This window comes from Campylobacter troglodytis (genome assembly GCF_006864425.1).
Taxonomy (GTDB): domain Bacteria; phylum Campylobacterota; class Campylobacteria; order Campylobacterales; family Campylobacteraceae; genus Campylobacter_D; species Campylobacter_D troglodytis.
In genome coordinates this window covers 24,059-36,833 of sequence record NZ_QHLI01000007.1, presented here as the reverse complement: position 1 = coordinate 36,833, position 12,775 = coordinate 24,059, and the positions used below count along the sequence as shown (strand labels likewise).

General features: G+C 34.7%; 14 protein-coding genes. 11 read left to right on the top strand and 3 right to left on the bottom strand.

Annotation, left to right across the window (positions count from 1 at the left end):
• Positions 1-541: 541 nt before the first annotated feature.
• Complete coding sequence (locus DMC01_RS02785) at positions 542-1,711, bottom strand: peptidoglycan DD-metalloendopeptidase family protein (protein WP_142692775.1); 1,170 nt, start codon at positions 1,709-1,711, stop codon at positions 542-544.
• 106 nt (positions 1,712-1,817) lie between these two features.
• Here DMC01_RS02785 and DMC01_RS02780 point away from each other — a divergent pair, with 106 nt between their 5' ends.
• From DMC01_RS02780 to DMC01_RS02770, 3 genes are read left to right on the top strand one after another with little or no spacing between them, the layout of a single operon-like run.
• A complete protein-coding gene (locus DMC01_RS02780; protein WP_142692774.1) occupies positions 1,818-2,534 on the top strand; it encodes a plasminogen-binding N-terminal domain-containing protein in 717 nt (238 codons plus the stop codon).
• A complete protein-coding gene (locus DMC01_RS02775; protein ID WP_142692773.1) occupies positions 2,531-3,913 on the top strand; it encodes an FAD-linked oxidase C-terminal domain-containing protein in 1,383 nt (460 codons plus the stop codon). The genes DMC01_RS02780 and DMC01_RS02775 overlap by 4 nt, the downstream gene beginning before the upstream one ends.
• Positions 3,914-3,915: 2 nt before the next feature.
• Complete coding sequence (locus DMC01_RS02770; RefSeq protein ID WP_142692772.1) at positions 3,916-4,719, top strand: YihY/virulence factor BrkB family protein; 804 nt, start codon at positions 3,916-3,918, stop codon at positions 4,717-4,719.
• On the opposite strand, the gene DMC01_RS02765 is transcribed toward DMC01_RS02770, so the two are convergent.
• Together DMC01_RS02765 and lolA are read right to left on the bottom strand one after the other, a co-directional pair.
• A complete protein-coding gene (locus DMC01_RS02765; RefSeq protein WP_142692771.1) occupies positions 4,716-5,252 on the bottom strand; it encodes a hypothetical protein in 537 nt (178 codons plus the stop codon). The two genes, DMC01_RS02770 and DMC01_RS02765, sit on opposite strands and share 4 nt — an antisense overlap.
• Positions 5,253-5,255: 3 nt before the next feature.
• On the bottom strand, positions 5,256-5,762 hold the full coding sequence (gene lolA / locus DMC01_RS02760; RefSeq protein ID WP_142692770.1) for a LolA-like outer membrane lipoprotein chaperone: 507 nt from the start codon (positions 5,760-5,762) through the stop codon (positions 5,256-5,258).
• 390 nt (positions 5,763-6,152) lie between these two features.
• On the opposite strand from lolA, the gene DMC01_RS02755 reads away from it, so the two are divergent.
• The 8 genes from DMC01_RS02755 to DMC01_RS02720 all read left to right on the top strand — a co-directional run bounded on the left by DMC01_RS02755 (position 6,153) and on the right by DMC01_RS02720 (position 12,618).
• Positions 6,153-6,806 carry a hypothetical protein gene (locus tag DMC01_RS02755; protein WP_142692769.1) on the top strand — a complete coding sequence of 218 codons (654 nt, stop codon included), beginning with the start codon at positions 6,153-6,155 and terminating at the stop codon, positions 6,804-6,806.
• Complete coding sequence (locus DMC01_RS02750; RefSeq protein ID WP_142692768.1) at positions 6,803-7,426, top strand: hypothetical protein; 624 nt, start codon at positions 6,803-6,805, stop codon at positions 7,424-7,426. The genes DMC01_RS02755 and DMC01_RS02750 overlap by 4 nt, the downstream gene beginning before the upstream one ends.
• Positions 7,423-8,382 carry an ABC transporter substrate-binding protein gene (locus DMC01_RS02745; protein ID WP_142692767.1) on the top strand — a complete coding sequence of 320 codons (960 nt, stop codon included), beginning with the start codon at positions 7,423-7,425 and terminating at the stop codon, positions 8,380-8,382. Before DMC01_RS02750 ends, DMC01_RS02745 begins: the two co-directional genes overlap by 4 nt.
• A 110-nt stretch (positions 8,383-8,492) precedes the next feature.
• Positions 8,493-9,467: an ABC transporter substrate-binding protein gene (locus DMC01_RS02740; protein WP_142692766.1), complete on the top strand. Its 975-nt coding sequence runs from the start codon at positions 8,493-8,495 to the stop codon at positions 9,465-9,467.
• A 132-nt stretch (positions 9,468-9,599) separates the two neighbouring features.
• Positions 9,600-11,591 carry a TonB-dependent receptor plug domain-containing protein gene (locus tag DMC01_RS02735; protein ID WP_142692765.1) on the top strand — a complete coding sequence of 664 codons (1,992 nt, stop codon included), beginning with the start codon at positions 9,600-9,602 and terminating at the stop codon, positions 11,589-11,591.
• A gap of 292 nt (positions 11,592-11,883) precedes the next feature.
• Positions 11,884-12,102: a hypothetical protein gene (locus DMC01_RS02730; RefSeq protein ID WP_142692764.1), complete on the top strand. Its 219-nt coding sequence runs from the start codon at positions 11,884-11,886 to the stop codon at positions 12,100-12,102.
• Positions 12,083-12,373 carry an ABC transporter substrate-binding protein gene (locus tag DMC01_RS02725; protein WP_142692763.1) on the top strand — a complete coding sequence of 97 codons (291 nt, stop codon included), beginning with the start codon at positions 12,083-12,085 and terminating at the stop codon, positions 12,371-12,373. Before DMC01_RS02730 ends, DMC01_RS02725 begins: the two co-directional genes overlap by 20 nt.
• Positions 12,374-12,387: 14 nt before the next feature.
• Entirely contained in the window at positions 12,388-12,618 is a 231-nt protein-coding gene (locus DMC01_RS02720; protein ID WP_142692762.1) for a hypothetical protein, read from the top strand.
• Positions 12,619-12,775 lie beyond the last annotated feature (157 nt).

Here is a 12,775-nt window from a genome sequence, read left to right as displayed (position 1 = left end):
GCAAAGTAGCTTTCCTTGCTAAGACAAGCCTTTAAAATTATAAGTTGCTTGTGACTTTTAAAATTTACAAGCTTTTTATTTTAGAAGTTTTAATTTTTTTTAACTTAGCATATGGCTTTCGTGCTGCTTATAGATGAAATGCTAGTTTTGTTATGTTGAAAGAACTTAGTATTTTAGTTGGAAAATGCCAGATCTTAAAAAAATTCACGCAAAAGATGCAAATTTTAAATCTCTTTGCCATAAAGACTCACAGTTGCAAAGCAATACTTTTTGAACAAAAGCCTTTTGTTTATCTTAGCTTGAAATTTAAAATTCAAAGCTTTTTACTCGCTTTAAATCTCGCTTTAAATTGCAAAACTTTTTGTAAGGTCTATCTTCTTACATTTAAGGCTTTAACTTTAAAATTCAAAGTCTAGCTTTTTTAATTAGCCCTAAATTTTTAAGCTTTTTTAATCTTTGAATTTTAAATTCAAGCCTTAAAATTCAAGGCCTAGCTTGCTCTAAATTCAAAGTAAGCTCATAAGTTTAAAGATCAAGCAAATCAAAGCTCTATATATCTTTGTATGCTTTCAGGTTCCTTTGTGGGTATTAGCTTGTCTAGGCTTATAAATTCTTGTGTTTGCTTTTCATACTCGGCCCTTAGCTTGTCAAAATCTTCTTTTTCCTTGCCCTTGAGTATGGATTTTGCTATCTTTACAACAGAAAGAGGATTTATGGCTACATTATTAAGATAAAGTCCAAAATGAAGATGAGGTCCTGTGCTAAGCCCTGTTGAGCCGACATAGGCTATGGTTTGTCCTTGGGATACCTTTTGTCCCTTTTTTATCTTGGCATATCTGCTTAAATGTGCATAAAGGGTTCTGTAACCTGAGCCGTGCTCGATTTGCACTGTCTTGCCATATCCTCCCCTTGTGCCTACAAAGCTTACCACTCCATTTCCTGAGCTTTTAACAGGGGTTCCGTGAGGTGCGGCATAATCCACTCCCAAATGCGCTCTATATTTTTTAAGTATGGGATGAAATCTTGCCTTTGTGAAATAAGAACTAATCCTACTATACCTTACAGGAGTAGCCAGCAAGAAATTTTTCATCTCCTTGCCATTTAGATCAAAAAAGCTATCCTTAAAGGCAAATACCTTCTTTGCTTTTTTATTTGCCCCCACACTAGCCATCTTTATAACTATATCTCCAAATCTCTCGCCTAGCCTTTCTTTCCTCTCATAAAGGACAATGATCTCATCACCCTTTTGCATACTCTTAAAATCCACATTTCCAGCAAAGGCATTTGTCATAGCCCTTGCTAGTGGGGTGCTACCTGTTATTTGCTCTATATCCTTGTAGGCTGAGTTTTCAATGCTAAATTTCAAAAATCTAAGCTCTGTGTCATAAGAAATGGGCGAAAAGCTTGAAAGATACTTGCCCTCTTTGTCCTTGTATATGTGAAGCTGAAGATCGGAGTTACTAACCGGTATTAAAACCTGTTCTATTTGTTCATTTTCATCTTTTAAGATGTGAAATTTTTGTCCTGCTTGAATTTCAGAGGCTAGTTCTTTTTCTTGGGCATCCAAGTCTCTATACAAGGAGTAAGGCAGTGAATTTTCCTCTAAAAAAGTGGAAAAAAATTTATTTTTCTCCCATTCTTTAATCTCTATTTGCACAGCGCCAAAAAGCTGAGAGCTTAAAAATAAACAAAAAAGTGCCAGTTTTTTCATAAAATCATCCTTTCAAAAAAGCTAAATTTTACCTTAAAATTCTTAATATTGCTGTTAAATTGTAAGAAAAAGAGATTATAATTTCTTCTTTATCTAGGGGGTTTCTTTGCTAAAAAAACTTATATTTTTTGCCCTTTTATGTGTAAGCTTACAAGGCTTTGAATTTAAGTCCTTGCATTTTAAGATCGAAGATATAAAAGGAAAATTCATTTACATACAAGATGATGAGAGGATTAAAATAGGCACAAGTGCTGCTGTGCTTCAAAGCTTTAAGAATACAAGTTCTATCATTTCAAGTGCAACTGTGATTCAAAGAGAAGATGGGCTAATAAAGCTAGAATTAAGCCCCTTTACTATCTTAGAGCAAAAAGCCCTGCCTCTGCTTGATAGCAAGGTGCAAAAGGGAGATGAGGTAATAGTGAATTTTTTATATGATAGGATCTTGCTTATAGCACCAAATGAAGAAAATTATAACAGCATAAGAGAAAAATTTAATCAGCTTTATTTTGTCCATCCTGATCTTTTGGGTGCTTATATGATAAGAGAATTTAAGCTTAGCCCAAAACAAAAAGATTTTAAGCTTTTTTGTGCTAGCAATGCAGTTGGCGTCCTTGCCTTTGTCTTAGAAGATAAGATCTCTTTTTTAGACTGTGCTAGTTTTACTGTACTTTTTGAAGAGCCCTTTAACTCTTTAAATTTAGAGGCTCAAAAGCCCTTTTACTCGAATGTAGAAGGATATAAAAAGAATTTTTTCAACTTTTTTGAGTGGGGGGTTAAGGATTATTATGAGTATTACAAAAAATTGATAGGAGAGGGTAGGTGAAGACAGAATTTCAGCACTATTTCAAAAGCCTCTTAGGAGAGGACAATGCCTATTTTGACGAGGCTCACAAAAGAGCTTATAGTTACGATGCTACAAGGAAGATCCACCTTCCTGATGGGGTACTTTTTCCAAGAAATGAAGAAGATATAAGTAAAATTTTAAGCTACTGCAATGAAAATAAGATCATCATAGTTCCAAGAGGAGCAGGTTCTGGCTTTACAGGAGGGGCTTTGGCTGTAAGTGGGGGGCTTGTTCTTAGCTTTGAAAAGCATATGAATAAAATTTTAGAAATAGATCTTGAAAATTTAGTAGCAGTGGTTCAACCCGGTGTCATCAACGCTCATTTACAAAAAGAAGTAGCAAAGCTTGGGCTTTTTTATCCACCTGATCCAGCAAGTATGGAGTATTCCTCACTTGGAGGCAATGTCAGCGAAAATGCAGGCGGGATGAGAGCAGCTAAGTATGGCATCACAAAGGATTATGTTATGGCCTTGCGTGCTGTTTTGCCAAACGGAGAGCTAATTCGTGCAGGCAAAAGAACCATAAAAGATGTAGCAGGCTATAATATAGCAGGAATTTTAATAGCAAGTGAGGGTTCTTTGGCGGTTATAACAGAAATTACCCTAAAGCTTATAGCCTTGCCAAGGCTTAAAAAAACTGCTATGGGAGTTTTTGACACAGTTGAAGATGCTATGAATGCGGTTTATAAGAGCCTATCAAAGGGGGTTACCCCTGTTTCTATGGAGTTTTTGGATAATTTAAGCATTCAAGCTGTGGAGGATAAATTCAACAAAGGACTTCCAAGGGATGCAGGGGCTATTTTAATCAGCGATGTAGATGGCAAGGTCATAGAGGCAATTGATATGGATCTAGCCTTGCTCAAAGAAAGCTTTTTATCTTGTGGAGCAAGGGAATTTAGGATAGCAAAGGATGAGCAAGAAGTAGCTGATATTTGGTTTGCTAGAAGAAACTGCTCTCAAAGCATTAATATTTATGGGAATTTAAAGCTCAATGAAGACATAACAGTTCCTAGATCAAAGCTTCCTGAGCTACTAGCAGGAATTACCAAGATAGCTGATAAATACGGCTTTAAGGTGCCTTGCTTTGGACATACAGGGGATGGAAATGTGCATGCAAATGTTATGGTGCCTGATAAAAACGACAAAAAGCAAGTTGAGCAAGGACACGAGGCGATTACAGAGATTTTTCAATTAGCCGTTAGCTTAGGAGGCACTCTCAGTGGGGAGCATGGTATAGGGCTTTCAAAGGCTCCTTTTATGCGACTAGCATTTACAGAAGCTGAGATGCAACTTTTTAAAAGTATAAAGAAGGCATTTGATCCAAATAATATCTTAAACCCCTTTAAAATGGGGCTTTGATAATGGGCAAATTAAAGCAGCTTTGGTTCTTTGTCCTACTTTTTAAGGACAAGGAAATAATGCTCTTTTCAGCAGCACTTAGCTTTTACACAGTGCTTTCCTTGATACCCCTTTTGTTTGTAGGCTTTTCTATCTTTACTCAAATACCTAGTTTTCAAATTTATTATGACAAAATGAAAGGGCTAATCTTTAACTTTTTAATCCCCACCCAGCAAGAATTAATATCCTCTTATCTGGATTCTTTTTTAAAAAACAGCGTTAATCTTGGCATAGTTGGCTTTGTGGCTATGATTTTTACCTCTTTGGCATTTTTTTCAAGCTATGATTATGTGATAAACCGCATAAGCAAAAATGAGCCAAAGACTTTGTGGCAAAGCATTAGTTCTTACTGGACCCTAGTAACCTTAACTCCTTTGGGATTAGGGCTTAGCTTTTATGTGTCAAGTTTCATACAAAAAACCCTAGATGAGTGGCAGGTTAGCTTTAATATCTTAGAGCTTTTACCCTTTCTTATCATTTGGGGGCTTTTTTTTGTAGCCTTTTCAAGCTCCTTAAATAAGGGAAGCCTTAAAATGCTAAGTTTAAGCTCTTTTGTAAGTGCTGCCATTTGGTATATAAGCAAGAATTTATTTATTTATTATGTGGTGTATAACAAGACTTATACCAATGTGTATGGTTCTTTTTCCACCCTTTTGTTCTTCTTTTTGTGGCTTTATATATCTTGGGTTATCTATCTTTTTGGCTTAAAGGCTTATTATCATCTAGATCAGCCAGTTCCTGTAAAAAAAAGCAAAAAAACTAGCTAAAAGATCCAAGAAAGCCAAGAAAAAAGCACATTTGCGTCATTTTTACCGCCTGGCACATAGGCTGCTTGAATAGAAAAGCTTTTGTAATTTATACCCATAGCAGGTAAGGGCAAAGGCAAAGGTATATACCAATACTCATACCTTTGAGTAAGTCCTACTGTGTAGCCAAGTGCAAATTTTATAGAGCCCTTATTAAGATGATAAAGATGAATATAGCCAAACATACTTTGGGTGTGATAATTTGAATCTGCAAACACTATCCCGTAAATCCCATAAAATTCGTATTTTTTATTGATAGTCTTAGAAATTCCAAGCCCATAAGGTCTTTCATTATACCTTTGAACTCTATCCTCGCTGTAAGTATAGCGGTTATGCCAGGTATTTATAGGAAGCAAGGCAGTTAATCTGCCATTTTCATAAGAATCTTGCATTTGATTTTTTAAAAAAAGAACAAGCCTTTTGGCATTTGAATCCTCAGACTCCTCGCAAAAAACAACAGAGAATAATAGCAAAAGACAAAATAAGAATCTCATTTACTATCTTATAAGATCATAATGTGGGGGAATTTTGGGGCTAAAAAGTTCTTTGTTTATGGCTACATTTCTTTTTTGATTAGCTAAGAGTATAAGCACCTCATTGTCAAGCTCGTCTTTATAAGCTATGCTTTTAATTTCTTCGTTTTGAAGCTCTATTTTGTAGATAATTTGCTGATATTTTGCCTCATAATGATCCTTTGAGATCTTTTTTGCTTGTTTGAAAATTTGGCTTAAATTTGGAAGTTCGTTTAAGGAACTTACCGTGGCTTGTTCTAAGCTTGGCTCTAAGATAATCACCTCATTTTTCCTTATAAAAATTTGCTTGTTGTTTGGCTTTTTATACTGCCAAAAGGCCTCATTTTGAGTTAGCACAAAGCTTCCCTCATAGCTTATGCTTGAATTTATAGAACGAACAGTTTGAACAAAATCGCTAGCAAAGCTTTTGTAATTTAGATCAAAGGCAAAAAGTTGAAGAAAACACAAACAAAAAAGAAATAAATATCTCATAGCAAATCCAAAATCAAATAAAACATTTTATCTAAGTTTGATTAATTTTTACTAGCTTTATCCTAGCTAAGAAGACTTGCTTTGAACATTCACTTAAATGCCTTTTTTAATCATTAAAGCACTTTTTTGTGTGTTGATCTTTAAAAGTGGATAAAGGCAAAAATTCACCCGGTGAATTTTACAATTTTTTTAAGTTATTTTTCTACAAAAATGCTTAAATTTTAACTTAATTTAAAAGAGCAAAAACTTTTTTTAAATTTAAAGAGCTTCAAGGCAATTTAAAGCAAATGAATTTTTTAAATTCAACATTAAAAAACTAAGAAAATTTAAGCTTTTTTGCTATACTTTTTAAAAATTAATAATTACACTTAAAATTTTAAAGGTAGATAAATGTCTTATATGGATTATACAAATTTAGATTTTCACTATATAAATAAGGCTGGCAAGATAGCCTATATAAACTCTTGGGACAAAAAGGTGTGTTGCGAGGGTTATTACTGTGATCTTATGCAAGAATTAGATCTTTACTGTGAATTTAAAAAAGATGTTTTAAAATATTTTTGTGCCTTGGTTTTACCTGCTACGGTTGATCAAATTTGGCTTTATAGAAATAAAGAGCTTTTAGAGGACTTTCTTGCTAGAGGAGGCATTATCTTTGACTTTGCGGCAAGTTTTTGTGAGTATTTGCCAAATTTACCCCTTTACACTCAAAGCAAACTTGCTATAAAATCAAGAGAGATTAAACTTACTAAGCATCCTATATGCAAGGGAGTAAGAGAGTATGATCTAAACCACAGACACGGCGTCAAGGGCTTTTTCAACAGAGGCTTCATACAAAAGCCCTTAAATGCCGAGCTTATCTTAGAAGATAATGAGGGCGAATGCGTAGCTTACATAGATAAAAGCTCATTTGAGGGCATCTTGCTTAAAACAGCAGGAGCTGATTTAATGGGACTTTCAATGGGATTTGAAAATGACACCTCTCGTAGAATGGGGCTTAACTGCTTGATCTGGCTTGAAGATGAATTAAGGACTAGGCTATGAAAAAGGCTATAATCACAGGTGGGACTTCCTTTCATCAAAATTTTTTCACAAATAAAAATGGCAAATATAAGCATTTTTTTGATCAAATTTTTTATTTGCCCGATCTTAAAAAAGAAAGCTTGGAGGGCTTTGATTTAGTAGTGATGGCTTCTAGGCTTCATCCTCGTTTTGTGCTTGAAAATAAAGACAAAATCCTTTCTTATCTTAAAAATGGAGGGAATTTGCTTGTTTTTCCCGATCTTACAGAGGGGCTTTTTGATCATATTAAATACAAAAGCTGTATAACGAATTTTTGGTGGTGGATACTTCCTGGGGCTGATTTATATCTAGCAAAGGCTAATGAAAGCCATAAAATTTGGGATTTTTTAGAGCTTTATCAGTGTAAATGGCATCTTCACGGCTCATTCTTGCACGGTTTAAACATAGAAAAGATTTTAGTAAATGAGCTTGGAGAAAGCATTATTTGCAAGGATGATCAAAGCTTTAAAGGAAGTCTTTATCTAAGTGCTTTGGATCCTGATTTTCACTTCGGGCAAGGCTTTATGCCTATAACTGAGCCCTTTTTTGACGGCTTTATGTCTTGGCTTGAGTATGATCTAGCACAAAAGGTAGGGGCTTGAGAAAGATCTTTTTATTTCTTATTTTAGGCTTAAGCTTAGCCCTCTCACAGCCCTTAAAGGTCGTAGTTTTTGGAGGGCTTTGGCCTATGCCATCAATCTTAGCCTTTTTTACGGACGCTAATATTATTTACATTCCACGGTCTGCTTTAAATGCCATTGAAAATTCAGTGGTAATTGACTTAAAGCCTGAATTTAAAACTGTTTTAAGCAGTAGAAGCGAGAATTTAGAAGAGCTTTTATCAATGAATGCTGACTTATATCTAGGGCATAGCGGTGATAAAAGGCTTTATGAGGGTTTAAAAAAGGCAGGGCTAAATGTCAAGCTCTTTGATGTGAATGTGGATAATTATAATATGAAAAAAACCATAAAATATTGGCTTGATGAGCTTAGTGAGTATTTTGATATAAAAGTTAAGAACGAGGATTTAATAGGCAAAATTAGCGAGGCTGAGGAGCTAATAGCACAAAGAACAAAGGGGATTAATAAACTAAGAGGGCTAATTTTAAGACCTGACAAACACAAGATAACAGTTGGCACAAGGAGTTATTACCTAGAAAAAAGCGGACTTATAGATGCTTACAAGGGCTTTTCTACTGAGGGGCTTATAAATTTAGAGGAGCTTTACCGCTTAAATCCTGAGATTATTTATCTTACAAATTTCACCCAGGCCCAGCCAGAAGATCTCTTTAATGATCCCAAATTTAAAGATCTTAAAGCCGTTAAAAACAAGAGGGTTTATAAATTTCCCCTTGCTACCTACCGTCCCTTTGCTCCAAATTTAGATGTAGCCCCTGTGCTTTTGCACCTAGCAAAGACAAATTACCCAGAGCTTTTTGAGGACATAGACATAAAAGAGGAGTTTAGAAAGCATTTTAAGCATTTTTACAAGATAAATTTAAACGAGGCTCAATTAGAACTTATCTTGCATCCTAAAAAAGAAGCGGGTGAGCTTTGATAAGCTGTGTTTGTGGCTTTTTAGCTTAATTTTATCTTGCAAAAAATCCTATGAATTTTTGCAAAAATTACCTTAACTGAGAGTCTAAAACAAAAATTTAAGGAGAAATTATGAAAAAAATTCTACTTTTTGTGCTTTTATTAAGTAGCATACTTTATGCAAACGAAAATAAAACAGTTGCCATAGCAGGTGTTTGGCCTGTGCCTTCTGTGATCTTGTATCTTAGCGATGCAAAGATAATCTTTATGCCCCAATCAGCTAAAAATGCCCTTGTGAATTCTTTAGCGGCTGAATTTTACCCACAAATTCACAGCATAAAGGCTTCAAACAATGAAAATTTAGAAGAGTTCTTAATGCTAAATGCCGATCTTTATATCTGCCATAAGGCAAATTTAAAGCTTTGCGATGGCTTAAAAAGAGCTGGGGTAAATTTAATCGAGCTTGAAACAAGCAAGGGTAATTACAACTCAAAAGAGGTTCTAGCACATTGGCTAAAAGAGCTTGAAAAAAAGATGAAATTGAAAGAAAAAGGCAGCAAGATCATTGATAAAATCACTCAGACAGAAAAACAAATACAAGATAAAACAAAAGCTGCTAAAAAGCCTAGGGCTGCGATTATATTTACATATCAAGATGGCAAAATCAGACTTGGGGGGATCTTTGCTGATTATTTGCTAGAAAAAAGTGCAGCTACAAACGCTTACAAGGGCATTTCAAACACAGATGGCAATATAAATTTAGAGGAGCTTTACCGCTTAAATCCTGAGATTATTTATATTACAAATTTTACCCCCACTCAGCCAGAAGATCTCTTTAATGATCCTAAATTCAAGGATATTAAAGCCATTAAAGATAAAAGAGTGTATAAGCTTCCACTTGGCACCTACCGTCCCTTTGCACCAAGTTTGGATCTAGAAATTGTTTTGAAATTTTTAGCCCAAAAAAATCACCCAGATCTTTTTAAAGAAGTGAATATAAAAGAGGAATTTAAAAGGCATTTTAAAGAATTTTATAAGCTTGATTTAAATGAGAAGCAGCTTGAAACAATTTTAAATCCCTCAAGCAAGGCAGGAAAGCTAAAATAAAATCTAAGTGAAATTTGTCTTAATGAGAAGATATTTTTCATTTTATATAAGGCTTAATGATAGATCTATTTAAAGATTTTTTAAGCTTATGTGCTTATAATTTTAACTCAAAACTTAAAAAGGATTATTAAAATGAAAAAATTAAGCCTATGTTTAAGCTTAGTGCTTTTTGCCCTCGCCAATGAGGAAACTTATAAACTAGAAAAGTCCGTTATTTCTGCAACCCTATCTGATTTTACCCTTGAACAACAAAGTAAAAGTATCACCGTTTTAGACAAAAAGACCCTACTTGAAACAGGTGGTGGCACAGGTGGAGTGCAAACTGCGCTAGAACAAGCTCCTGGGATCTTATTTTCTCGCTTTGGTGGGCTTGGTGGCACTATGTATGTTCGTGGTTTAAATTCAAGCTCTGATACTACTATGATAACAGTTGATGAAGCAAGGGTTCTTGGTAGGCCTATTTTAGAATACAACTCATTTGATTTAAATGCAGTAGATAGCATAGAAATTATCAGAGGTCCAGCTTCTGCCTTATTTGGCTCAAACGCGATGAATGGCGTAATAAATTTTAAGTCAAGGCGTTTTAGAGGAGATCTTACTCAGCCTTTTAGTTTGGGACTTAAATTAAGAAATTTAGAGTATTCAAGCGTTAATAACGGCTTTGGTGGCAGACTTGAAGCCATAGGTGGAGGCAATGGCTTTGATGTACTCTTGGGTTTAAATGGCAAGATGGGACAAGATTATAGAACGCCTGACGGTGTTATAGAGCATTCAAGCTATAATCTTGCAGGTTTTGACTGGAATATGGGATATACTACACAAAATGATATAAGATATTACACTCAAGGACGTTTAGCAAGGGTAATGAGCGAAAATGCTGGTGGAAGAAGAGTGCCTGCTGCAATGCTATGGACCAAAGAAGATCCACTAACCGAGCTTTATCTAAGAGCTGGTGTAGAAGCACAAAATTTAAGCTTTGCTGAAAAAATGGATGCTTTTGTGTATTTTAGGCGCTATGATACAGATTTATATAATTACACAAGGGCAGGAACGGTCATTCACAGAGAGGTTAAAAAAAGCGATTATGCAGGCGGACGCTTGGCGTTTAGAACGCAGCTTGGCAAACATAATTTAGGCTATGGGCTTGATACAACGCAAACCATAACCTCAAATCGCTATAAAACAAACGGAGTCGTTGAGCCAGATAGTGCGCCAACCGCACAAAGCGAGATAGGACTTTTCTTAAAAGATGATTTTAGTGCTACTGAGAATTTGCTTCTTTCAGCTTCTGTAAGAGGGGATTATGTCTATGCACTTATGGGAGGCGAAAAAAGACAATCAACCGATAACAACGCCCTTACAGGTTCTTTGGGTGCTGTGTATTTTTTCACTCCACATTTTAGTTCAGCCTTGAATTTAAGCAGAAATTTCTTAGCCCCTTGGATTGGCTATAAACTTGCGCAATCAACTCAGGTCATAACCCAATCTGCAACCTTGCCAAACCCAAATTTAAGCCCTGAATATTCGCATACAGCTGAATTAAGTTTTAGATACAGTGATGAAAAAAATGAAATCTCAATAACAGGATACAGAACCGAATACACAGATAAGATCACAGCAGTGCGGCTTGCAGATGGAAACTCACAGTATCAAAACATAGGTAAATCCTATATACAAGGCATTGAATGGCAAGGACAAGTTAATTTTTTTGATTTTACCCTTGCTTTTTTAGGTACAGCACTTTATGGACATGACAAAACAAATGACAAGCCTCTATCTTACATAGCTCCCTTATATGGACGAATTTCTTTGCAATATGATCTGCCTTGGGGCTATGTCAAGGTGCAAGAAAGGGCATATCAAGGTAAATCACACCGTATAGATGAAAGCGATGAGAAAAAAACAAAATCTTATGCTATGACTGATGTATTTGTGAATTTTGATTTGGGTTATTTAGCAAATTCTATGAAAGCGATGAGTTTAAATTTTGGCGTTGAAAATGTTTTTGATAAAAAGGCTACAAAACCAACAACAATAAGCATTCCAACCTTGGTAACTTCAAAAACAAATCCTCTTTTAGAGCCGGGCATAAATTTCTTTGTGAAGTATTCTTATAACTATTAAGGATGCTTATTAGGGTTAAAATTCATCTTTTTTAGCATTCATGCTGCTTAGTTTAGCAAATGCTAAAAGCAAAAAAGTCGTGAAGGCTTATAATATGCTTTTGCGTCTTTGTTTTTAAGCGATGCTAGGCTTGTTTATATCCCTGAATCAGCTCAAATTGCTCTTAAAAATTCTGTTGTGAATGATTTTTTCCCAAAAATTTCACATATCAAATCAGGTGAAAATGATAATTTTAAAAAGCTTTTGTCCTTAAATGCTAATTTTATATTTGTCATCAAGATAGTGTGAAACTTTGTCCTATGCTTGGCTAAGCGTTTTACCATTAAAGATAAGAGTGGCGAATTTTAATTCAAAAGAAGTGTTAAAATATTGGTTGAGTGAAATAAACAAACACTTTAATATAAAAGAAAAAAGCGATAAAATCATCGCAGCTATAACGCAAAGCGAGAGAGAAAATGCCCAAATTTTAAAAGGTGCAAAACCTGTTCGTTATGATGGTGAGTATATATGAAAATAAGATTATCCTTGGAGCTTTTGGAGATTATCTTTTACAAAATAGCGGAGGGATAGATATTTTTAAAGGTGTGTGGAATGCAAATAATGGTGGAGTAATCAATATGGAAGAAATTTATCGTTTAAACCCTGATCTTATTTACCTAAGAAATTTTACGCCTACACAGCCACAAGATTTGATTAATGATAAAAAATGGCAAGGCATAGATGCTATAAAAAACAAAAGAGTGTATAGCTTGGCACTTACCGCTCCTTTGCACCAAATTTAGACCTAGCTGTGCTTTTGAAATTTTTAGCCCAAAAAAATCACCCCAAACTTTTTAAACACATAGATATAAGCGCAGAATTTAAAAGGCATTTTAAAGAATTTTATGGTTTAGATTTAGTTGAAAAGCAAATAGATGGTATATTAAAGCCAAGCAAAGGGGCTGGTTTATTAAAAAGCTTGAATTTATTTTGTTGTTTTAAAGCTCTTTTAAGGGATTTGCTTTTGAAACTGTTGAATTTCTCGTAAGCTTGTATCAAATTTAGCCTTTTATAAAAAGCACAAAAGTTCTTTTTGCAAATAAACTTTACTAAATAAACTTCGTTTTATCAAAACACCTTGCTTTAACGAAGAAATTTTGTTTTCTAAAAAAGCTTCAATGTAAGCTTCTTAGCTGAGGTTAAAA